This window comes from Luteimonas suaedae, from assembly GCF_008312895.1.
GTDB lineage: Bacteria > Pseudomonadota > Gammaproteobacteria > Xanthomonadales > Xanthomonadaceae > Luteimonas > Luteimonas suaedae.
The window spans coordinates 34,976-56,996 of record NZ_VSSP01000011.1; the positions used below are offsets into that span (position 1 = coordinate 34,976).

A 22,021-nucleotide genomic window follows, 5' to 3' on the forward strand; every position below is an offset into this window, starting at 1 on the left:
GGGTTCGACTACTGCGGGCCGGAAATGTTCGCCAGGCGGACGAAATCGGCCACCGCCAGCTGCTCGGCGCGGGACGTGGGGTCGACCCCGGCAGCGGCGATGGCGGCGGCGTCGCAGACGCCCGACAGGGCGTTGCGCAAGGTCTTGCGGCGCTGGCCGAAGGCGGCGCGGACGACGGCGGCGAACCGGGCCGGGTCGTCGATGCCGAGCGCCTGCGGCGGGCGCGGCAGCAGCCGCACCACCGCCGAATCCACCTTCGGCGGCGGCCGGAACGCGCCGGGCGGGACGTCGAACAGCGGGATCACCTCGCAGCGCGCCTGCAGCATCACGCTGAGGCGGCCGTAGACCTTGCTGCCGGGGGCCGCGCCCATGCGATCGACCACCTCCTTCTGCAGCATGAAGTGCATGTCGCGAATCGCCGTGGCGTGGTCCAGCGCGTGGAACAGGATCGGCGAGGAGATGTTGTAGGGCAGGTTGCCGACCAGCCGCAGCGGGCCGCCGTCGGCCGCGAGCGCGGTGAGGTCGACCGCGAGCACGTCGCGGTGGACGATCGCCAGTTCGCCCACGCCTTCGGCGGCGGCGGCGAGCGGCGCGATCAGGTCGCGGTCGAACTCGATCACCGTCAGTGCGCCGTGCCGGCGCAGCAGCGGCAGCGTCAGCGCGCCCTGCCCGGGACCGATCTCGACCAGGCGCTCGCCCGGTCGAGGATCGACCGCCTGCACGATGCGGTCGATGTAGCCGCGCTCGTGCAGGAAGTGCTGCCCGAGCGCCTTCTTGGCGCGGCCGAACGTCGTGGCATTCTCGCGCGTGCTCACAGCAGCCGCGTTCCGAGGGGCACTTCCCGGTCCGGCACGCACAACGCGACGTGGCCGTCGGCGTCGTGGAAGCCGGTGACCAGGCATTCGGACATCAGCGGCCCGATCTGCTTGGCGGGGAAGTTCACCACGCCCACCACCAGCCGCCCGACCAACTCCTCGGGGCGATACAGAGCGGTGACTTGCGCGCTGGACTTGCGCACGCCGATTTCCGGGCCGAAGTCGACCCGCAGCACGTAGGCCGGCTTGCGCGCTTGCGGGAACGGCTCGGCCGACAGCACCCGGCCGACGCGCAGCTCAACCTTCATGAAGTCGTCCCAGCTGATCGTGTTCATGCGTCCGATTCCCCCTTTCGGTGGAGGTGCGTTCGGCGGATGCGCGCGATGCGCACGCAGGTGTCGACCGCGGCGATGAGGCTGGATGGATCGGCGGTGCCCTTGCCGGCCAGGTCGAGCGCGGTGCCATGGTCGACCGCCACCCGCGGGTAGGGCAGGCCCAGGGTCAGGTTCACCGCCTGTTCGAAGCCGCTGTACTTGAGCACCGGCAGGCCCTGGTCGTGGTACATCGCCAGCACCGCGTCGACCGCGGCCAGCTTGCGCGGCAGGAAGGCGGTGTCGGCCGGCAGCGGGCCGGTCAGGCGCATGCCGTCGGCGCGCAGCTTGGCCAGCACCGGCGCGATCGTTTCGATCTCTTCATGGCCGAGATGGCCGTCCTCGCCGGCGTGCGGATTGAGGCCGAGCACCGCGATCGTTGGATTGTCGATGCCGAAATCGCCGCGCAGCCCGGCGTGCAGGATCCGCAGCGTCCGTTCGAGCCGATCCGCCGTCAGCGCGTCGGCGACCGCGCGCAGCGGCAGGTGGGTGGTGGCCAGGGCGACGCGGACGATGTCGTTGGCGAGCATCATCACCACCTCGCGCCCGGCGTGCGCGGCCAGCAGCTCGGTGGTGCCGGTGTAGGCGATGCCGCCGGCGTTGATCGTGGCCTTGTGCACCGGGCCGGTGACGATGCCCTCGTACTCGCCGGCGATGCAGGCTTCGGCTGCCATCCGCAGGGCGATCACCACGCTGCGGGCGTTGCGCGGGTCAGGCGTGCCGAACGTCGGCGCGACCGCGTTCGGCACCTCGACCAGGCGCACGCCGTCGGCGCCCAGGCGATCCCGGTCCGCATCCGCGGCGTGGAAGCGCACGCTGGTCCCGAGCGTCTGTGCCGCCCTGGCGAGCGCGGCGCCGTCGCCGAACACCACGAGTTCCGCGTCGCTTGCGTGGCGCAGCGCCGCGATCGCCAGTTCCGGTCCCACGCCGGCCGGTTCTCCGGGCACCAGTGCGAGTCGGGGTCTAGCGTCCGTGGCCATATACGGGATGGGTCATGTCGCGCCTCGGTGGCGGTCGGCCTGTGGCCGTGGCGAATCGTGGCGTCGTGGCTCCCGGAGCCGACGATATCGGCATCCGGCGGTCACGCCGGGCGGTACCGAAGTGCCGGAGCAGACGTCCGGTTGCGGCGTCGCTATCGGACAGGATGTCCGCGTGCATCGGGCGTTCGCTCCGTCCCCGATGCGCCGGTGACTGCCCGGCGTGGCCGCCTTGCGGCCGTGGTTCAGCCGTCTTCCGCGGCCGCGGCCGCGGCGCTGCGGATGTCGATGAAGGCCTCGCCGCGCATCTGCCGCAGGAAGCGGTTCCACTCGTCCTCGAGCTTGCGCTGGCCGATGCTCTCGCGGATCTGCGTGCGACGGTTCTCGTCGTCGACGCTGGCCTGGCGCGAGCCGATGCGCTGTACCACGTGCCAACCGGCCTGGGTCTTGAACGGCTCGGAAATGCCGCCGTCCTCGAGTGCCGCGACCCGGCCGCCGAACTCCGGGCCGAACTGGTCGGCGGTGAACCAGCCGAGATCGCCGCCGCGTTCGCGCGAAGCGGCATCCTCGGAGTTCTCGCTGGCCAGCGCGGCGAAATCGCCACCGCCAGCGGCGCGTGCGCGCAGCGTTTCGGCCCTGGCACGGGCCTCCTCGTCGCTGGTGTCGTCGTCGGTGCGGATCAGGATGTGCCGGCCCTGGTACTGGGTGACGCTGGAGGCATCGGCCTGGCCGGCGTCGCGCGTGGCGACCAGCTGCAGCAGCTGGAAGCCACTGGGGCCGCGGATCGGTCCGATGACCTCTCCCGGCTGCAGGGTGCGGATGGCGCCCGCGAACGCGGCCGGGATCTCGTCCAGGCTGCGCCAGCCGAGATCGCCGCCTTCCAGCGCGTTCGGGCTGTCGGAATAGCGCACCGCGGCCGCGGAGAACGCCATCTCCTCGCGGTCGAGCAGGCCCTTGATGCCCTCGATCTTCTGTTCAGCGGTCGCGATCTGGTCCGGGGTGGCGCCGTCGGGCAGCGCCACCAGGATGTGCGCGAGCTGGTACTGGGAGCCACCGGCGGCCTGCGACTGCAGGGCGGCGTCGACTTCCGCGTCGCTGACGGAAATGGTGCTCTGCGCGAAGCGCTGGCGCAGGCGCTGGATCAGCAGTTCATCGCGCAGTGAATTGCGGAAATCGGTGTAGGACATGCCATCGCGCGCCAGCTGTTCGCGCAGCTGGTCCGGCGTGAAGTTGTTCTGCTGGGCGATGTTGGACACCGCGGCGTCCACTTCGGCATCGCCGACGCGAACGCCGGTGGCGGCCGCGCGCTCGGTCTGCAGCTTCACCAGGACCAGGCGTTCGAGCACCTGACGCTCGAGCACGTCGCGCGGTGGCAACTGGTCGCTGCGGTCGCCGTACTGGGCCAGGATGTTGGCCACCGCGCGGTCGAGCTCGCTTTGCAGGATCACGTCCTCGTCGACCACTGCGGCGATGCGTTCCAGTGGCTGGACTTGCTGCGCGTGTGCGGTGGCGCCGAGCAATGCGGCGGCGACCAGGAGGGAAAGGAGGAGATTCTTCATGGCAGGGGATCGATCGGGTTGTCGTCGTCCGCATCGCCATTGCCGAGATCGGATGGCGGGACGAGATAGAGGTCGTCTCGGTAATAGCCGAGAATAGCACGGCGCAAACGGCCTTCCGTGTCCGGTCCGGCGGACCCTAGCCCCTTGAGTTCGACTTCCAGCTGAATGGCGTTGTTGGTCTCGCCGATGCGGTTGCGCACGTAGTGGCGGCCGACCAGGCGCACGGCCAGGCAGCAGCTGTCCCACTGCACGCCGGCGATGCCCTCGAGCACCTTGCTGTCGCGCAGCGAGTAGTAATAGCGGCCGACCAGGCTCCAGGTAGGATTGATCGGGTACAGGAACGAGAAGTCGACCTGCTCGAGCTGCGCGCGGCGGTAGCGGTAGCTGAAGTTGGCGATGCCGTCGTCGCCGATCAGGTAGCGCGTGCGCAGGCTGACCAGGTCGTCGCGGCGGACTTTCGGATCCCATTGATACGCGGCGCTGAGATTCCAGCGGTCGTTGATGGCGTAGCTGCTTTCCGCCACCCAGGACGATTCGCCGGCTTCGATCGGTTCGCGGTTGCTGTTGAGCACCACCCGCGAATCGTCGAAGTAGCGGATCTGCCCGACGCTGGCCGACAGCTTCTCCAGGCCGTCTGACTCGCGGATCAGGCGCGTGGTCAGCGCCACCGTCAACTGGTTGGCGTCGGTCTGACGGTCGGCGCCGGAGAAGCGGTTGTCGCGGAACAGCTGGCCCCAGCTGAAGGTCAGGTCGCGGGTATCGAACACCGGCAGGTTGGACTGGTCGCGATAGGGCGCGTTGAGATAGAACAGCCGCGGCTCCAAAGTGTGCAGGTACTGGTCGCCGCGAAACAGCGTGTCGCGGTCGAAGAACAGGCCGGCGTCGACGCTGGTGATCGGTAGGCTGCGTGAGGGCGAGGTATCCGGATCGCTGGCGTTGATGTTTTCTGCCAGGGCATCGTCGAGCCGGTAGCCGGTATAACGCCAGGCCAGGGTCGGGCGGACATACCAGGCGGCGCCCTCGAGCGGGAAGGAGACGTACGGCTTGAGATCGAAGCGGCTGCCGCCGGGCCTGACGGGGTTGCCGTTTGCCTGCCTCGCGCTGGAGGCATGGTCGAAACGAGTCAGGTCGGTATCGACGCCGGCGACCAGCCATGGCCGGAACGGCTGCTCCCAGCTGAGGAACAGGCTCGGCAGGCGGTAATAGGGGAGCCTGGTCTTGTTGAGTGTGTAGTCCGAGAGCAAGCGATAGTCGGCTTCCAGCCCGCCATCCCAGTAGCGGCCGCGGCCGTAGATGCCCGCACTGCTGTTGATCGTGCTCGACGAACCGCTGGTCAGACTGCTGCTCTGGTCCTCGATGTAGCGCGGGTCGCTGATCCAGTTGAGGTTGGCGCGTGCCTGCCAGGTGCGGCTGATGTTCTGGCGGCCGACGTAGCGGAACATGCCGCGGTCGTCCTTGCGGCGGTTCTCTTCCGGGATCTGCTGATCGATCTCCTCCTGCCGTTCATCCTGGGTCAGGTTGTCGGAGGGCAGGTACTCGAGATCGAATGTCCCGCGGCCGGTCGCGTTCAGGTAGCGGAACTCGGTGCCGAGCAGCACGCCGCGCCGGGTCATGATCCGCGGCTGCAGGGTCATGTCGTAGTGCGGCGCCAGATTGAGGTAGATCGGCTGCCGGTAGTCGAACCCGTTGCGGCCGGAGTAGCCGAGCGCCGGATACAGCAGGCCGGTCTTGCGGCGGTCGTCGATCGGGAACTTGAACCAGGGCATGTACAGCACCGGTATCTTGCCCAGGCGCAGGGTGGCGCCGCGGGCGGTGCCGAAGCCTTCCTCCATGTCGACGTCGATGCGCCCGGCGTGCAGTTCCCACCAGCGCTGCCCGGGCGGGCAGGTAGAGTAGGTCGAGCCGTACAGTGCGCCCTGGTCGCCAGTCATCTCGGCGCGATCGGCGCCGCCGTTGCCGCGGCGTTCGATCAGCTGGTAGCGCACGTTCTCGATGCTGTGCGAATCGGCGTCCTGGTCGCCGGTCAGGCGGTCGGCGACGATGCGCATGCCCGAATCCTGGTAGCGCACGCTGCCGTCGGCGACGTATCTGCCGGTCTCGGCGTCGTAGGTGAGATTGTCGGTGGCGAGAAACTGATCGCCACGCTTCAGGGTGGCGTTGCCCTGCAGGTGGCTCTGCTCGCCATAGATGCCGGTCAGCGCATCGCCGCCGATCTCGGTGGGCTGGTTTTCGCGGTCTTCCGGCGTGCCCACCGGCGGCGGCGCGTCCGGAAACTCCGGCACCGCGTCCTCCAGGGGGCACAGGCGCCAGTCTTCGGGGCGTTCGTCGGCCAGGGCGTTCAGCGAGAGCGCGATGCACAGCGGCAAGGGCAGCAGGCGGAGGGCTGGGCGCACGCAAGAGTCCGGTCGGTCAAACGGTCGCCAGCATGCCGCATCCCTTGCGAAGCGGCAATGCGAGCGCCAACCTCGGAATCCTTCCGGAGCATGCGCATCAGCCGCGACCCGAGCGGCCGAACAGATGCTGAATGGAGCGAAACGCTCGCGCCAGCAGTATGTGGTCGGCCGTTGCCAGTCGCGACTTCCGCCGCTCCCACAGTTGGGTAGGCCGGTACTGTGGGAGCGACGGGAGTCGCGGCACGATCGCATGATGGCGGCGGACCTTCCACGGGCCCGCGCCGATATGGAGGCATCCAGTTCCCTGTCGACGAATGCCGAGGCGGGAGAGCGGTCGTGGCTGGTCCCGAGCCGGAAGAAGGCCGGGCCTAATCGGTCCTGTCACCGGCGGCGCAGCCCAGTGCGCGAACGTGCGCCAGGCTGCCTTCGCGCAGCGCCTGCAGGTCGTAGCCGCCCTCCAGCATCGAGACGATGCGGCCGCCCGCATGGCGCGCGGCGAGCACGTTCAGCTCACCGGTGAGCCAGCCGAAGTCCGCCGCGTCGAGCTGCATCTGCGCCAGCGGATCGCGCCAGTGCGCGTCGAATCCGGCCGACACGAACAGCAGCTGCGGCGCGAACGCATCCAGCTCCGGCAGCAACCGCTCGCGCCAGGCGTCGCGAAACGTGCGGCTGCCGGCGCCCGGCGGCAGCGGTGCGTTGACGATGTTGCCGATGCCGCGTTCCTGCCGGGCGCCGGTGCCCGGATAGAGCGGGGACTGGTGCGAGCTGAGATACATGACGCGCGATTCTTGCTCGAAGATCGCCTGGGTGCCGTTGCCGTGGTGGACGTCGAAGTCGATGATCGTCACCCGCGCCAGGCCGTGCCTGTCGAGCGCATGCGCCGCGGCGACAGCGATATTGTTGAACAGGCAGAAACCCATCGCCTCGCCGCCGGTGGCGTGGTGGCCGGGTGGGCGCACCGCGCAGAAGACTGTCGCGGCCTGGCCGTTCATCACCGCATCCACTGCCGCGATGCCGGCGCCGGCGGCGCGCAGGGCGGCTTCCGGTGAAGCCGGCGAAAGCACCGTGTCGGGGTCGAGCGGGATGGGCGCATCCGCGCCGGACTCCAGCACCGCGGCCAGCAGCCCCGCCGCGTGCACCCGCAGCAGCTGGCCGCGGGTGGCGCGCGGGGCCTCATGCCAATCGAGGTCGGGCAGGCCGTCGCGCAGCGCCTCGATCACCGCGCCCAGGCGCTGCGGGCGTTCCGGGTGGCCCGGTCCGGTGTCATGGGCCAGGCAGGCGGCATGGGTGTAGAGGCGCAGCTTCACCGCCTGCGGCGTTCGTGGTGCCATAGCACCTCGCCATGGCCGTCGGCGCGTGCCAGCACCCGTGCCAGCACGAACAGCAGGTCCGACAGGCGGTTGAGATAGCGGATCGCCTGCGGCCGCACCGCGTCGAGGCGCGAAAGCGTCACCGCCTCGCGCTCGGCACGACGCACGATGGTCCGGGCCAGATGGCAGCGCGCGGCCGCCTCGCCGCCGCCGGGAAGGATGAAATCCTTGAGTGCGGGCAGTGCCGCGTTGTGATGGTCGAGCTGCTGCTCCAGCCGGTCGACGTCGGCATCCTCGATCGCGGCATGGCCGGGGATGCACAGCTCCCCGCCGAGATCGAACAGCTGGTGCTGGACCGTGGTCAGCAGCGTGTTCACCTCGTCGGGCAGTGGGCACGCCAGCACCAGCCCGATGGCCGAGTTGGCTTCGTCGACGGTGCCGTAGGCCGCCACCCGCGCCGAGTCCTTCGGGACGCGGCTGCCGTCGCCCAGGCCGGTCGTGCCGTCGTCGCCGGTGCGGGTGTAGATCTTGGAAAGACGATGGCCCATCGATGGATCCGGGAATGACGTGCCGTCAGCGTCGCGTGGTGTCCGTCGAGGCCGCGCCAAGACGCGCGGTCTGCGCCACCGCGGCATGGAAAGCCGCCGCCAGGCCCACGTACAGGCCGGAGACGCCGAGATAGGCGGGCAGCCAGTCGCTGTAGTTCTTCCACCAGCCGGCCAGGGAGGCATCGGCCACGCTGGCGCTGATCCAGTAGAAGCTGCCCTGTGCAATCAGATGGCAGGCGGCGACCGAGACCATCAGGCTGGCGGCCGCAAGCGCGAGCGAGCGCAGCTCGACACCGCGATACCGCCGCTGCAGCCAGGCGCCACCGCCCCAGAGGACGAGATGGGCGGGGATCAGGCACCAGTACGCCGGCGAGATGCAGTAGTGCTGCCAGAAACTCAGGCCTTGCGCCGTGATCACCAGGAAGTCGACCAGCACGGCCAGCGCCATCAGCGCCGGAAAAGCCCAGCGGGTCCAGTCGCGCAGATAAAAGCCGCCGAGGAAGAACACGGTCCAGGACGCATCCGGCACCGCGGCGAAATGATGCACGCGGGTGGCCGCCAGCAGGACAGCGAGCAGGACCAGGATCAGGGCGCGGCGGGAGTGGGCGGTCATCGGTGGCTTCCGGGAGAGCAGGCCGGCATTTTAGCGGAAGCGCGGGTGCAGCGTGCCGGCCCGGTGAAACGGGCGACAACGGAGGCACTGGGCGGTGCCGCGCCGCGCACCGCTTATCATGTTCGCATGTCTGCACAACATGACGTCCTGATCATCGGCGGCGGCCTGGTCGGCGCCAGCCTGGCGATCGCGCTGGAGCGGACCGGCGTGGACGTCGGCCTGGTCGAGGCGACGCCGCCGGGCGCGCTGCCCGCGGTCTTCGACGAGCGCAATCTCAGCTTCGCCGACGCCACGGTCAATGCGCTCACTGCGCTCGGCGTGCTGCGGAAACTTCTCGCACCGGCCGGGGAGATCCGGCGCATCCACGTCAGCCGCGCCGGCGACTTCGGCCGCGTGCTGCTCGATGCGCGCGATTACGGACGGGACATGTTCGGCCGGGTGGTGGTGGCGCGCGATTTCGGCGCGGCGCTGGCGGAGCGGCTGGACGAGCTGCCGCGGCTGAGCCGTTATCGTCCGGCGCGCTTCCTCGGCTGCGAGGCGGCCGGCGAAGTACGCGCCGTGCGGCTGGCCGACGGCGGCGGCGAGCGCATCGTCCACGCCCGCCTGTTGGTCGCCGCCGACGGCACCCACAGCGCGGTGCGCGGTGCGCTCGGCATCGATGCGGATGTGCACGACTACGCACAGACACTGTTGGTGGCGCGGGTACGCGCCACGCGCGCCCCCGACGGTACCGCCTACGAGCGCTTCACCGCGCATGGGCCGACCGCGCTGCTGCCGCGGGGCGATCGCCATTACGGCGTCGTCCATGGCGTTGCGCGCGCCGAAGCGGAAACCGCCCTCGCGCTGGACGAGGCCGGCTTCCTCGACCGGATCCAGCGCGCCTTCGGCTGGCGCGTCGGCCGCCTGCTCGCCGCCGGCGCGCGCAGTGCGTATCCCGTGCAGCAGGTGGTGGCACGCGGCACCACCGCCGCGCGTGCGGTGCTGGTCGGCAACGCCGCGCAGACGTTGCATCCGGTCGGCGCGCAGGGCTTCAACCTCGGGCTGCGCGATGCGCTGGTCCTGGCCGAGTTGATCGCACAGCAGCCAGAAGATCCTGGTGCGGAAGCCCTGCTGCAGGCATACGTTGCGCGTCGACACGAGGACCGCGAACGCACGTTGGCCTTTTCCGACGGACTGGCACGGATCACCGCCAATGACGCGCCGTTGCTGCGGCCGCTGCGCAGCCTCGGCCTGCTGGCGGCGGACCGGTTGCCGTCGCTGCAGTCGCTGCTGGCCGGCGGTGCGATGGGTTATCGCGGCGACGTGCCCGCGTTGTGCCGGAACGCCTGCGCATGAGCCGGCGCCGGCGCAGCGATGTGGTCGTGGTCGGCGGCGGCGTGGTCGGCGCCGCCTGTGCGCTGGCGCTGGCGCGGCTGGAGCTGACGGTCGAACTGGTCGAGGCGGCCGCGCCGCCGGCGTGGTCCGCGGATCGCCCCGACCTGCGGGTGTACGCATTCGCGCCCGACAATGCGGCGTTGCTGGACGCGCTCGATGTCTGGCGTGGTGTCCGCGAGAGCCGCGCGCAGCCGTACCGCCGCATGCGCGTGCGCGATGCCGGCGGTGGCGACGAGCTGGTGTTCGATGCCGATGCCCTGGGGCGCGAGGTGCTCGGCTGGATCGTCGAGCACGGTCTGTTGGTCGACCGGCTGTGGGCGGCGTTGCCGCAGGCGGACGTGCACGTGCGCTGTCCGACGCGGGTGCAGGCGCTGGAGCAGGACGATGACGGCGTGATCCTGCGCCTGGACGACGGAGGCCGTATCGCCGCCCGGCTGGCGATCGCCGCCGACGGCGCCGAATCCACGCTGCGCCAACTCGCCGGGATCGGCGTCACCACGCACGACTACGGCCAGCGCGGGCTGGTCGCCTATGTCGCCACCGAACACACGCACGAGGACACTGCATGGCAGCGCTTCCTGCCCGGCGGACCGCTGGCGTTCCTGCCGTGCGCGGACGGCAGCAGTTCAATCGTCTGGACGCTGCCCGCCGCCGAGGCAACGTCCCTGCTTGCGCTCGACGATGACGCCTTCGGCGCGGCCGTCACCAACGCCTTCGATGCGCGCCTGGGCGCGGTGCGGCCGCTGTCGAAGCGGGTGGCGTTCCCGCTGCGGCGTCAGCTGAGCGAGCGCGAGGTCGAGGGTCGCGTGCTGGTGCTGGGCGATGCGGCGCACGTGGTGCACCCGCTGGCGGGCCAAGGCGTGAACCTCGGCCTGCGCGACGTGACGGCGTTGCGCGATACGGTGGCCCGGGCGCAGCGTCGCGACAGCGACTGGACCGCGCCGCAGCAGCTGCAACGTTGGGCACGTCGGCGCCACAGTGAGAATTCGGTCGCCGCATGGAGCTTCGACGGCATCAACCGGGTGTTCTCGAACGACGCGCTGCTGCCGACACTGCTGCGCGGGCCGCTGCTCGGCGCGGCCGGGCGGATGCCGCCGCTGGTCGCCGCGCTGTGGCGCCGCGCCGCCGGCGGCTGACAAGGAGCTGCGCCGAGGTTGTCCACGGATCCTGGGCTGTATCGCCGCCTACCCGTTCCACACCCGTTGTTCTTGTAGGAGGGGCTTCAGCCCCGACCCCGAGAAAACCAGCGGAGCGCGAAAAAGACACACACACAGCTTCCGACCGGTACCGCGCACTTCCTGTTTCCTCGCCGCGATCTTCGCCAGGTCGGGGCTTCAGCATGAGGTTTCCCCACATTTCTCGCAGCCTATCTTCCCCCTTTGAAAAAGGGGGATTGAGGGGGATTTGCTGTTGCTGTTGCTGGGTCGGGCACCGAGCAAATCCCCCAACCCCCCTTTTTCAAAAGGGGGAAGCAGCCAAGCCGTTGAATCGATTGCAGGAAAACAGGGGAAACCTCAGGCTGAAGCCCCTCCTACAGAGGTAGGCGAAGAGGGTGGATGTCGATGCGCCCTAGCGGGTCCAGCCAGACAGTTCCTCCTGGCTCAGGCGACCGTCGCGGTTGCTGTCGGTGGCGTCGAACTCGGCGCTGAGGCTTGCGTTGGCGCGCGCTTCGCTGCGGCTGAGATGGCCGTCGCTGTTGCTGTCGAGGGCGGCGAAATCGATCCGGTACTGGCCGACCACCGAGTTCGGCAGTTGCGAGTTGACCCGCACTTCCTGGCCGTTCTGCATGATCACCGCGGTCCCGGTGTCGGTCGACGCCGGTGGCGCGGTCGGACTGGTCGGCGTGGTGGGTGTGGTGGGCGTGGCCGGCGTCGGTGCCGGCTGCGCGTTCGGATCGACCGGGACCGGCTGCGGCTGTGCGGGATCGACCGGCGTCTGCGGGGTGGTGTCTGTGACCGGGTCGACCGGAGGTTCCGGCGTCGTCTGGGTGGCAGGGTCGGCGGTGGTCGGGGGCGTCATCGCATCCTGCGCAGGCGCCGCCAGCGGGGCGATGGCGAGCAGGGCGATCGTGAGGGCTTGGTTCCGATACGACATGGGAGTTCTCCTCCGATGCTACGGTGTGAAAGCCGGATGAAGAACGTTTCATCGGCGTTCGACCGGAACCGTATCCCGCTCGCCATGAACGGGATTTGAAATTCTGCCGCGTTCAGGCCGCTGCCGCGAATACGGTGATCTCCTCACGGTCGTGGTACAGCTGCCGTGCACGAATCGTCAGCGGCCGCCCCGCCTGATCCGCGAACAGATCCAGGCAGTCGCGCGCTTCCTGCCAGCGCTTCTTCATCGGCAGTTTCAGGTTGAACACTGCATGACGGCACCACTCCTCGCGGAACCAGGTGGCCATGCGTTCGGCGACGCGGCGCGGCTGCTCGACCATGTCGCAAACCATCCAGTCGAGCGTGCGCTCGGGCGACCAGCGAAAGCCGTCGGCCTGCAGGTGCTCGACCAGGCCGGTGTCGAGCAGCTGCGGCTGCAGCGGGCCGTTGTCGATCGCGGCCACGCGCATGTGGTGCCGGGTCAGCACCCAGGTCCAGCCGCCGGGCGCCGCCCCCAGGTCGGCCGCCTGCATGCCCGGCTTGAGCCAGGCATCGCGTTCGCGTTCGCTCAGCAGCGCCAGCAGTGCTTCCTCCAGCTTCAGCGCCGACCGCGAGGGCGCGCCTGAGAGCAGTTTCAGCCGCGGGATGCCGAGCGGCCAGGGGGCGCTGTCCTCGACCCGGCTGCGGCCGAGCAGGGCACGATCGCCGGCGACGAAGCACACGTGCAGCCGCGACAGCCGCGGATCGGGCTGCATGGTGAGAAAGCCGCGCTGCCGCAGGACCGGGCGCAGCGCGTTGCCGAAGCTGCGCGCCAGCCCGGACAGCGGCTTGCCGGCATCCGAGTCCGGGTGCTCCATCCACAACTCGCCGTAGCGGCCGCGGCCTTCCAGCGCGGCCAGCAGGGGGGTGATGCGGTCGCGTGGATCGAGCCCCTCCAGTTCGGCGATCAGCACCGTCTTTTGCCGCGCGAACACCAACTGCCGCCATGGCAGCGCCTGCGACAGCGCGTCGGCGTCGTCGGCGTGGAACACATCGCCATGGAGCAGCACGTAGCCGTCGTCGCGGCCGGCGCGGGCGTAGCCGGCGATGCCCGCCAGCGCCGCGCGCTCGGTGAGTTCGGCCGCCAGTTCCGGTTCGAAGCCGGCGCGGCAATAGCACAGCAGGCCTGTCATGGCGAGAAATGAGTGAAGAGGAACGAGAAACGAGGAGTGTGCCCGCTCTTGTTCGTTCCCCGTTTTTCTTTGTGCGTTCCCTTCATCAGTACCGCTCTCCGTTGATGTCGCTGTAGACCCGCAGCACTTCGCAGGCGGCGTCCCGATGCAGGTCGCGCACGACGGCGATGCCGCGGCGCTCCAGTTCCCCGACCCAGTCGGCCGGCAGCGGGCCCTCGTCGAACTCGGTCAGCGCCATCACGTCCTCGGCGCGGGCGCCGATCAGCAGCCGGTCGACGCCGGCCCAGACGGTGGCGCCGTAGCACTGGCAGCACGGCTGCGCGGAGGTCGCCAGGGTGTAGGGCCCGACCGGCCGGTCGCGGTCGTCGCGGTTCAGGCGCGCGCGCTGCAGCCGCTGCTGCGCCAGCATGCAGGCCATGGTCTCGGCGTGCGCCACCGAGCAGTGCTGCGGCAGCACCCGATTGACGCCGACCGCGACGATGCGGTCGTCCGGGCCGAACACCGCGGCGCCGAACGGTCCACCGCTGCCGGCCTCCACATTGCGCCGCGACAACTCGACGGCCAATGCCACCTTGTCGGCGTCGCCGGGCGCCGGGGCGTCCGGATCCACCATCTCATGTACCCACGCCGGCAGGCTGAGCTGCAGCTGCAGCTGCAGCTGCAGCTGCGCATGCAGCATCACTCGAGCGGTGCCTGCAAGGACTGCCGCACCGCCTCGCAGCGGTCCTGCACGCAGCTGCAGGCGGAGATCTCGCGGAAGCCGCAGGTCGAGGCCATGCCGGTCTCGGTGCAGCGCGCGCGCACCGCCTCGGGATCCGGCTGCGCCTCGCGGTTGACGCAGGCGGGGAAGTAGCCGCAGCAGTTGCCGACGTTCTTGACCGCACAGTCGCTGTCGGTGCGGCAACTGCGGTCGAGCTGCAGCGGATCGCCGCCGGCGCTACCCGCCGTTTCCGGCACGGGGACGGATGCGGTCTGGCCGGTCGCCGGTGGCGCTGCGCAGGCGGCGAGCGCCAGCGCCAGCAGCCAGGTGCACAGGATGGGGATCGGTTGCATGCGCATGCTGCCCTCCGTTGTCAGGTTCGTGTGGCCCAGGTGTCGCGCAGCGTCACACTGCGGTTGAACACCGGTGCGTCCGCGGCGTGGTCGTGCCGGTCGGCGACGAAATAACCGAGCCGCTCGAACTGGAATCCCTGTTCGGCCTCCGCGTGCGCTGCGGCCGGCTCCAGGTAACCGCGGACGCTGCGGCGCGACTCCGGATTCAGGTGATCGCGATAGCCCAGGCCGTCGCGCTCGTCATCGGGGTCGGGTACCGAGAACAGGCGGTCGTAGAGCCGGATCTCGGCCGCGACCGCGTGCGCGGCGCTGACCCAGTGGACCGTGCCCTTGATCTTTCGGTTGGCGCCTTCCATGCCCGGGCGCGACTCCGGATCGAGCGTGCCGCGCAGCTCGACGATCTCACCCCCGGCATCCTTCACCACCTCGTCGCAGCGCACGATGCCGGCGCCGCGCAGCCGCACCTCGCCACCCGGTACCAGCCGCTTCCAGCCCTTCGGCGGGACCTCCGCGAAATCGTCGCGCTCGATCCAGAGCACGTTCGAGAAAGGCACCTCACGGGTTCCGAGCGATTCGTCTTTCGGGTGGTTGGCGAAGCGCAGGGTTTCGGCGTGGCCATCCGGCAGGTTGGTCAACACCAGCTTCAGCGGGTTGATCGCCGCCATCCGCCGCGGTGCGTGCGCGTCCAGGTGGTCGCGCAAGGCGCCTTCCAGCACCGAGAAATCGATCACCGAGTTCTGCTTGCTGATGCCGAGCCGGTCGACGAACAAGCGCAGCGCCCCCGGGGTGTAGCCGCGCCGGCGCAGGCCCTGCAGGGTGTACATGCGCGGATCGTCCCAGCCGTCGACCAGGCCATCGGCCACCAGCGCCGCCAGCTTGCGCTTGCTCATCACGGTGTAGTTGATGTTCAGGCGCGAGAACTCGATCTGGCGCGGCTTGCCGGCCTCGTTTGCCAGTCCCCTGGCCAGCAGCGGCGCCAGCAGGTCGGGCGAGCGGGCGAGGTCGACCCGGTCCACGCACCAGTCGTACAGCGGCCGATGGTCCTCGAACTCGAGCGTGCACAGCGAATGGGTGATGCCCTCGACCGCATCGCCGAGCGCATGGGCGAAGTCGTACATCGGGTAGATCGGCCAGGCGTCGCCGGTGTTCTGGTGCGTCGCACGCTTGATCCGGTACAACGCCGGGTCGCGCAGGTTGATGTTGCCGCTGGCCATGTCGATCTTCGCGCGCAGGGTACGGGCGCCATCGGCGAATTCGCCGGCGCGCATGCGCCGGAACAGGTCGAGGTTCTCTTCCACCGTGCGATCGCGGAACGGCGAGGCGCGACCGGGCTCGGTGAGCGAACCGCGGTACTCGCGCACCTGCTCGGCGTTGAGATCGCACACGAACGCGTCGCCCTGGCGGATCAGCTTCTCGGCGGCGAGGTAGTACACCTCGAAGTAGTCCGAGGCATGGCGCAGGCTGGCCCATTCGAAGCCGAGCCAGCGCACGTCGTCCTGGATCGCGCGTACGAACGCCGGATCCTCCTTGGCCGGATTGGTGTCGTCGAAGCGCAGGTTGCAGGTGCCGCCGAACTCCTCGGCAAGGCCGAAGTCCAGACAGATCGCCTTGGCATGGCCGATATGCAGATAACCATTGGGCTCGGGCGGAAAACGGGTGCGGACCGCGCGGTGCTTCCCGGCGGCGAGGTCGTCGCGAACGATCTGGCGGATGAAGTCCTGCTTGGCGCCCGCCGGCGGCGCGTCGCCGTGGCCGGGGGCGGAAAGGGGCGGAGGCGTGGACGTGGAAGGGGTGCTCATGTGCTGCGGAGGGCCAAAAACGACAGTGTAGGGCCTGCCGCCGGGCCGTGAGCCGGCGGCGGGAGCCGGGGCGGCGAGCCCAGCCGCTGCTTGGCGGTGCGTCCGGACAAATTGTGACGGTGTTATCGTTTTTATGGCATGCAATTTGCAACCGATCGAGGGAAGGGGGAGGCATGCAGGCTATCGAACGATTCGCGCCACCCGCCTCTTGGGCCTGGGGGGCGGTGTGCTGAGCCGGCCTGCCCGCCAGGTGCGCCGCCACGACGCCGTCTTCGCGGCCGGGCTCGCCGTGCTGTTGTGCCTGCTCGCGGCCGCGATCATCGGCGGCAGCGATGCCGGTGACCACCGCGCGGTCTCGGTCCCGCTGACGACCGTCGCGGCGGGCGCAGCCGGTGTCGACGCCGACGGAGCCCTGCGACATCCGGGCGGGCGCCTGCAGCAAAGCGCCGCGCGCCTTCGCTTCGAACTGCCGCCGCTACGGCCGGAAGACCAGAGCTGGACGGTCTGGATTCCGCGGGCGCCGGTCTCGACGCTGTGGCTGCAGGGCCGCGGCTGGCGCAGTCCACAGTCCGGGTTCTTCTCCGCGGGCGACGGCGAAGAAGGGGCATTGCCGGGCGGTTACCTGGTTCCGGTGCCCCGGGACTGGCAGGGCAGCGTGGAGCTGGACCTGTACATCGAAGGCGCCATCGCGACCGTGTTGCAACCGCGAGTGCTGCGCAGGGATGCCGCCATGCGGGTCGAGCGGCGCGCCGCAGCCATCGCCGCGGCCGTCTATGCCGCACTGTTCACGTTGTCGCTGCTGTCGCTGGCGCTGTATGCCGCCGCTCGCGACCGGACCTTCCTGTCGCTGTCGACCTGCACGATCCTGGCGCTGCTGATGCTGGCGGGGATCAACGGCCATCTCTACGGCATGCCCGGATTGCGCCTGCTCGCCGGCTGGCAGGCACAGGGGCTGTGGACGCTGTCGTTCCTGTTCCTGGCGTCGTGGATCAAGCTGGTGCAGCACTATGTCGGCGGCCACGAGTCCGGCACCGCCACGGCGCGGTCCATGAATATCGCTGTGCTGGTCCTGGTGGCGGCCGCCGGGCTGTCCCTGCTCGATCTGCGCCTGTTCGATCCGGTGTTGCAGCCGCTGGTGGCGCTGGGCTGGGCCGCCGTCGGCCTGGGTAACCTGGCGCTGCTGGTCGGCGCCGGCCGGCGGCGGTTGGCGATGGCCGTGCCGCTCGGGATCGTGGTGCTGGCGACGCTGCTGCTGGCGCTGTTGCAGCATCTCGCCGACTTCGGGGTCGTGCCCGCGCTGGCGGCGACGCGCTACGGCTTCCAGTGCGCACTGGTCGTGCTGATGATCATGTTCGCGGTGGGCCTGGTTGGCAGGATCAGCGAATACCGCGACCAGCGCGACTACGATCGGCTGGCTCGTGCGGACACCGAGCGGCGGATGCAGCGGGAGGCTGCGCGCACCGATCTGGTCAATTCGCTGCAGGCCAAGTTGCGGCAGCTGGCGCCGGGCGATATCGAGTGGACCGCGTTTCGGCTGCTGTTCGATCATCTGCTGCCGCTGTTGCCGGTGGAGTCGATGGTGGCGGTGGCGCAAGGCTTCTACGGGCGCGAACTGCTGGTGACGCACCCGCATGCCCGCAAGGACGAATTGTGGCTCGAGCTCGATCACCGCCTGCTCACGCTCAGGCGCCAGGCCGCCAACGGCATCGCGCTGCAGCAACCGGTGACGGCCCCGGGAAAGGTGGCGATCGAGGCGATGATCCCGCTGCAGGTCCGCGCTCCCGGCTGGGGTGCGGTGCTGCTGCGACGCCGTGGCGCCGACGGCTTCACCAGCGACGAAATGGCGCTGGCGACGGAATTCGCGCGACTGGCCCAGATGCAGATCGAACAGGCGATCGCGGCGGTCAACCTGCGCCGCTCGGCCGAGCTCGACGCCCTGACGGGCAGCCTCAACCGGCGTTCGATCGACCAGTGGCTGGCGCGCTCGTTCATCGAGGCCGAACGCGATGGGCAGCCGCTATCGGTGCTGTTCGTCGACCTCGACCGGTTCAAGTCGGTCAACGACCGCTTCGGCCATGCCTGTGGCGACCACTGCCTGCGCGCGGCCGCCGTGGCCCTGCGCGGGGCCTTGGGCGAGGGCGACCTGTTCGGTCGCTACGGCGGCGAGGAGTTCATCGCGATCCTGCCGGGTCGCGGCGGCGCGGCGGCGCGGCAGGTGGGCGAAGCGCTGCGTGCGGCGGTCGAGCGGCTCGCGGTGGAGTGGGAGGGGCAGGCGCTGCGGCTGACGGTCAGCGTCGGTGTCGCGACGCGCCGCGACCGTGAACGCACGCCGGCGGCAACCATCGACCGTGCCGACAAGGCGCTTTATGCCGCCAAGCGCAGCGGGCGCAACTGCGTGCACGTGGCGCCGGCGGTGTTCAGTTGATTGGTGGAGGGAGTGGTGGGCGCCGGGTTGAGCGCTTCGGGTCGTGAGTTCCGGGGCGGAAAGGCGTGCACGAGCGTTGTTCGTGATGCCGGTGCAGCGTGAAGTCCTTCACGGCAACTGCAGGCTGGCGATCCATCTTGACGCAGCGGTGAGAGCCTGACGGACTCCTGCTCTTCATTTACACCGTATCGTCGATATGTGGCGAAGGGACGAGCGGCGGAATGCGAAAGCTACAGAGGTCGCCGCCCGAACGCTCGATCACAAGTCGCATCGCGAAGCGGCATTGGATTGAATGAATGTTGGGTGATGATTGATTTAACAGATACAGGTGATCAAAACGGAAGGGGCGTATTGCCCCTTCCTTTTTTTGCTGGGCTCATCAGGGTACTGGGCAGCCATTGGCATAAAGACACATCTCATATTTCATATAGCAGTCAGAACCGCCCGTTGCCTGACAATCCACATATCGAGACCAGCAAGCGGAACAGTTTCCTTGGGCCATTGCTGCCGCGGTAAAAATGCCCGTAATAGCCATTGCCACAGCAGTAGAAATAAGAATCTTCCGAACCAAGCTCATAGCGCACTCTCCTTGTTTGATGTGGCAGGTTTGCAACATCGACGGGCCGGGCCACGTGTGAGCCGCCGTCACGGCTAAACAGTCACGGAGGGAAACTTCCATCATCCATCGCCTGAATTAAGCCGCTCCGCGAACGGCATCGACTTGAACGAATCGTTAGGGTGCACGGGCCAACCAAGTGAGTGCAATACCCGCGTCGCCTGGGGACGCAGAGGTGAGCTGGCAGGCTGGAGGGATCTCTCCGGCAAGGAGCGGTCCCTCATGTGCAGTCAGCTAGCCGAGTAGGAACGATACATCTTGTCCGCACTGTGATAGGCGGCCTCCCGTCCATGGCCCGGCGATGACAATTGTCTTACAGCAGCGGAACGGCCTGCCTGGTGCGGCCTGCTAAAGTTCGCGGTCCTACCGGTGGCGGGCACGACATGCAGCAGGCAAGAGGCGAGCGCGGCGCCTTGTTGTGGATGCTGACCGGCGCCGCGCTGATCGGCACCAATGCGCTGATGGTGCGTTTCGCGGAGACGCCGCCGACGGTGTCCGCCTTCTACCGCATGCTGTTCGGCGGCCTGCTGCTGCTGTTGCTGGTGGCCGCGCGACGCGACTGGCGGCCATTGCCGGGGCGCGTGTGGCTGTGGACGCTGGTGCCGGCGGCGGCATTCGCCGGCGATCTGTGGCTGTGGCACCGCAGCATCCTGTTGGTCGGTCCCGGCCTGGCAACGCTGCTGGCCAATGCGCAGGTGTTCTTCATGACACTGGCCGGCGTGGTGCTGTACCGCGAGCGGATCGGGCCGCGTTTCCTCGCCGGGATCGTGCTGGCGTTCTTCGGCCTGTGGCTGCTGCTGGGTGGGGAATGGGACAGCCTGCCGCCGGAGTACCGCTGGGGCGTCTGGCTGGGACTCGCCACCGGGCTGTGCTACGCCGGCTACAACCTCGGCCTCAAGCGCACCCAGCACGAGGCGCACCGGACCACCGGCGGCATCGCGCCGATCGCGCAGGTGCTGGCGCTGGCATCGCTCGGCAGCGCGCTGCTGTTGGGACTGGCCGGGGCCGCCGAGGGCGTGTCATTCGTGATTCCGAACGCGCGCTCGCTCGGCTGGCTGTTGCTGCTGGCCGGGCTCGGGCACTGCCTGAGCTGGATGCTGATCTCCCGGGCGATGCCGCACCTGCGGGTGGCGGTGGTCGGACTGCTGTTGCTGCTGCAGCCGGTGATCGCGTTCCTGCTCGATGTCGCGCTGCTCGACCGGCTCACCAGCTCGCGTGAGTGGCTCGGGTTGGGATTCACCCTGGCCGGGATTTTCCTGGCCGGGCTCAGGGGCCGCTCGCGGTTGCCGTTGCAGTCGGGCTGACACGGCGCCGCGCAGCCCGGCGGTCGCGCCGGGCGACGATCCGTGTGCCAGCGCGCGCCTGCGATCGCGAGCGCGGGCAGGTTCACCGCTTCGTGTCGGCACCGGTTGCGGGGGGCTGGACGGCCAGTACCCGCAGGCGCAACTGGCGGCCGTCCGGTGTGCGCCAGTCGATGTGCTGGCCGACGGAGAGGCCGAGCAGAGCGCTGCCGACCGGTGCCAGCACCGATATGCGTCCGGAGGCGACATCGGCCTCCTTCGGGTAGACCAGCGTCAGACGATGCCTGTCGCCGCTGCGCTCGTCCTCGCATTCCACCGACGAGTGCATGCCGACCACTTCGGCGGGCATGTTTCCCGGCGGGCGCACCTCGGCGCGCAGGAGTTCGTCCTGCAGCGCGCGTGCCGCCGGCTGGGCGCGCCACTCGTCCGACTCGAGCAGCGATTCCAGGCGCTCGGCGTCGGGTTCGGACACGATGATGGAAGGCGGGGTGATGGAAGGCGGAAGTCCGCTGTGCCGGTCGTCGATCATGGTCTGTTCCTGTGAGGTGAACGGTTGGCGAAACGCAAGCGGGCGACGCATCGCGCGCCGCCCGCCGTAGTGCCGTCACCGTAGCCCCGGTCGCGGCGTGGTTCAAGTGGTCGCGGGCCCCGGCTCGGCCGGCTGCGGGCCGCGCGGCCGCGGTTCGAACTCGAACAGGTCCGGCGGCAGTTGCCGGAACACCTCTGCCAGTCGCAACAGAAAGCTCTCCATCGCCGAGCTGCGCCGCCAGACCATGGCGATGCGGCGGCTCGGGCGCGAATCGTGGAAGTCGAGCAGATGGATGTTGTCCGATCGCGCGACTGGCGGTTTCACCGCCAGCATCGGCAGCAGGGTCACGCCGACATCGGCGGCGACCATCTGCCGCAGCGTCTCCAGGCTGGTGGCGCGGAACTCGCTGCGCTCGCCGGCGCCGCCCAGGTGGCAGACCTCGAGCGCCTGCTCGCGCAGGCAGTGGCCGTCCTCGAGCAGCAGCAGGCGCTGCGCCGACAGCTCGCGCAACGCCAACGAATCGCGTTGCGCCAGCGGGTGGCGCCCGGGCACCGCCAGCAGGAACGGCTCCTCGAACAGGAACTCGGCATGCAGTTGCTCGTCATGCACCGGCAGCGCCAGCAATCCGGCGTCGAGCCGGCCTTCGCGCAGGCGCGTCAGCAGCACGTCGCTCTTTTCCTCCACCAGCAGCAGCTCCAGCTGCGGGAAGCGCTCGCGCAGGCGCGGAATGACGTGCGGCAGCAGGTACGGCCCCAACGTGGGGAACATGCCCAGCCGCACCGTGCCGGCCTCCGGGTCGCGGTTGCGCCTGGCGGCCTCCTTCATCTGCTCGACCTCGGCGACGATCCGGCGCGCGCGTTCGGCGGCCTCGATCCCGGCCGGCGTCAGCATGACCTTGCGCGGCGCCCGCTCCACCAGCACCACGCCGAGTTCTTCCTCCAGCTTGCGGATCTGCGTCGACAGCGTCGGCTGGCTGACGAAGCAGGCCGCGGCGGCATGGCCGAAGTGCCTGTGGTCGGCCAGCGCCACCAGATAGCGAAGGTCGCGCAGGTTCATCGCGGTCGGCCGTCGGG

19 protein-coding genes are annotated in these 22,021 nt (G+C 69.4%); 4 read left to right on the forward strand and 15 right to left on the reverse strand.

Annotation, left to right across the window (positions count from 1 at the left end):
* Nucleotides 1-8: 8 nt before the first annotated feature.
* From rsmA to FXO19_RS15070, 8 genes are all read right to left on the reverse strand, one after another.
* Nucleotides 9-815, reverse strand: a complete 807-nt coding sequence (gene rsmA, locus FXO19_RS15035; protein WP_255516453.1) for a 16S rRNA (adenine(1518)-N(6)/adenine(1519)-N(6))-dimethyltransferase RsmA — start codon at nt 813-815, stop codon at nt 9-11.
* Nucleotides 812-1,150, reverse strand: coding sequence for a tRNA-binding protein (locus FXO19_RS15040; RefSeq protein WP_149195936.1), 339 nt, complete (start codon nt 1,148-1,150; stop codon nt 812-814). Before FXO19_RS15040 ends, rsmA begins: the two co-directional genes overlap by 4 nt.
* The gene (gene pdxA / locus FXO19_RS15045) at nt 1,147-2,166 is read right to left on the reverse strand and encodes a 4-hydroxythreonine-4-phosphate dehydrogenase PdxA (protein WP_149195937.1); all 1,020 of its coding nucleotides are present in this window, start codon (nt 2,164-2,166) and stop codon (nt 1,147-1,149) included. The genes FXO19_RS15040 and pdxA overlap by 4 nt, the downstream gene beginning before the upstream one ends.
* A gap of 242 nt (nt 2,167-2,408) precedes the next feature.
* Entirely contained in the window at nt 2,409-3,722 is a 1,314-nt protein-coding gene (locus tag FXO19_RS15050; protein WP_149195938.1) for a peptidylprolyl isomerase, read from the reverse strand.
* Nucleotides 3,719-6,115 carry an LPS assembly protein LptD gene (lptD, locus tag FXO19_RS15055; protein ID WP_149195939.1) on the reverse strand — a complete coding sequence of 799 codons (2,397 nt, stop codon included), beginning with the start codon at nt 6,113-6,115 and terminating at the stop codon, nt 3,719-3,721. Before lptD ends, FXO19_RS15050 begins: the two co-directional genes overlap by 4 nt.
* Before the next feature lie 368 nt (nt 6,116-6,483).
* Nucleotides 6,484-7,416 (reverse strand): histone deacetylase family protein, encoded by a 933-nt coding sequence (locus FXO19_RS15060; RefSeq protein WP_149196024.1) that lies wholly within the window; start codon nt 7,414-7,416, stop codon nt 6,484-6,486.
* A 2-nt stretch (nt 7,417-7,418) separates the two neighbouring features.
* Nucleotides 7,419-7,973, reverse strand: a complete 555-nt coding sequence (locus tag FXO19_RS15065) for a cob(I)yrinic acid a,c-diamide adenosyltransferase (RefSeq protein ID WP_149195940.1) — start codon at nt 7,971-7,973, stop codon at nt 7,419-7,421.
* Nucleotides 7,974-7,998: 25 nt separating this feature from the next.
* Entirely contained in the window at nt 7,999-8,586 is a 588-nt protein-coding gene (locus FXO19_RS15070) for a hypothetical protein (RefSeq protein ID WP_149195941.1), read from the reverse strand.
* A 126-nt stretch (nt 8,587-8,712) separates the two neighbouring features.
* On the opposite strand from FXO19_RS15070, the gene ubiH reads away from it, so the two are divergent.
* Nucleotides 8,713-9,921, forward strand: a complete 1,209-nt coding sequence (ubiH, locus tag FXO19_RS15075; RefSeq protein ID WP_149195942.1) for a 2-octaprenyl-6-methoxyphenyl hydroxylase — start codon at nt 8,713-8,715, stop codon at nt 9,919-9,921.
* A complete protein-coding gene (locus FXO19_RS15080) occupies nt 9,918-11,096 on the forward strand; it encodes a UbiH/UbiF family hydroxylase (protein ID WP_149195943.1) in 1,179 nt (392 codons plus the stop codon). Before ubiH ends, FXO19_RS15080 begins: the two co-directional genes overlap by 4 nt.
* 433 nt (nt 11,097-11,529) lie before the next feature.
* Here FXO19_RS15080 and FXO19_RS19640 read toward each other — a convergent pair whose 3' ends face one another.
* The 5 genes from FXO19_RS19640 to FXO19_RS15105 form a co-directional block, all read right to left on the reverse strand.
* Nucleotides 11,530-12,054: an EF-hand domain-containing protein gene (locus FXO19_RS19640; RefSeq protein ID WP_255516454.1), complete on the reverse strand. Its 525-nt coding sequence runs from the start codon at nt 12,052-12,054 to the stop codon at nt 11,530-11,532.
* Between the two features lie 112 nt (nt 12,055-12,166).
* A complete protein-coding gene (rlmM, locus tag FXO19_RS15090; protein ID WP_149195944.1) occupies nt 12,167-13,225 on the reverse strand; it encodes a 23S rRNA (cytidine(2498)-2'-O)-methyltransferase RlmM in 1,059 nt (352 codons plus the stop codon).
* An 85-nt stretch (nt 13,226-13,310) separates the two neighbouring features.
* A complete protein-coding gene (locus FXO19_RS15095) occupies nt 13,311-13,904 on the reverse strand; it encodes a nucleoside deaminase (protein ID WP_149195945.1) in 594 nt (197 codons plus the stop codon).
* Entirely contained in the window at nt 13,904-14,278 is a 375-nt protein-coding gene (locus FXO19_RS15100; protein WP_149196026.1) for a hypothetical protein, read from the reverse strand. The genes FXO19_RS15095 and FXO19_RS15100 overlap by 1 nt, the downstream gene beginning before the upstream one ends.
* A 20-nt stretch (nt 14,279-14,298) precedes the next feature.
* Nucleotides 14,299-16,077 (reverse strand): glutamine--tRNA ligase/YqeY domain fusion protein, encoded by a 1,779-nt coding sequence (locus FXO19_RS15105; protein WP_149195946.1) that lies wholly within the window; start codon nt 16,075-16,077, stop codon nt 14,299-14,301.
* Nucleotides 16,078-16,327: 250 nt separating this feature from the next.
* Here FXO19_RS15105 and FXO19_RS15110 point away from each other — a divergent pair, with 250 nt between their 5' ends.
* Nucleotides 16,328-18,502, forward strand: a complete 2,175-nt coding sequence (locus FXO19_RS15110; RefSeq protein WP_187775808.1) for a GGDEF domain-containing protein — start codon at nt 16,328-16,330, stop codon at nt 18,500-18,502.
* Nucleotides 18,503-19,501: 999 nt separating this feature from the next.
* The gene (locus FXO19_RS15115; protein ID WP_149195948.1) at nt 19,502-20,422 is read left to right on the forward strand and encodes a DMT family transporter; all 921 of its coding nucleotides are present in this window, start codon (nt 19,502-19,504) and stop codon (nt 20,420-20,422) included.
* A gap of 82 nt (nt 20,423-20,504) precedes the next feature.
* On the opposite strand, the gene rnk is transcribed toward FXO19_RS15115, so the two are convergent.
* Nucleotides 20,505-20,948 carry a nucleoside diphosphate kinase regulator gene (gene rnk, locus FXO19_RS15120; protein ID WP_149195949.1) on the reverse strand — a complete coding sequence of 148 codons (444 nt, stop codon included), beginning with the start codon at nt 20,946-20,948 and terminating at the stop codon, nt 20,505-20,507.
* 102 nt (nt 20,949-21,050) lie between these two features.
* Nucleotides 21,051-22,004 (reverse strand): DNA-binding transcriptional regulator OxyR, encoded by a 954-nt coding sequence (oxyR, locus tag FXO19_RS15125; RefSeq protein ID WP_149195950.1) that lies wholly within the window; start codon nt 22,002-22,004, stop codon nt 21,051-21,053.
* Nucleotides 22,005-22,021 lie beyond the last annotated feature (17 nt).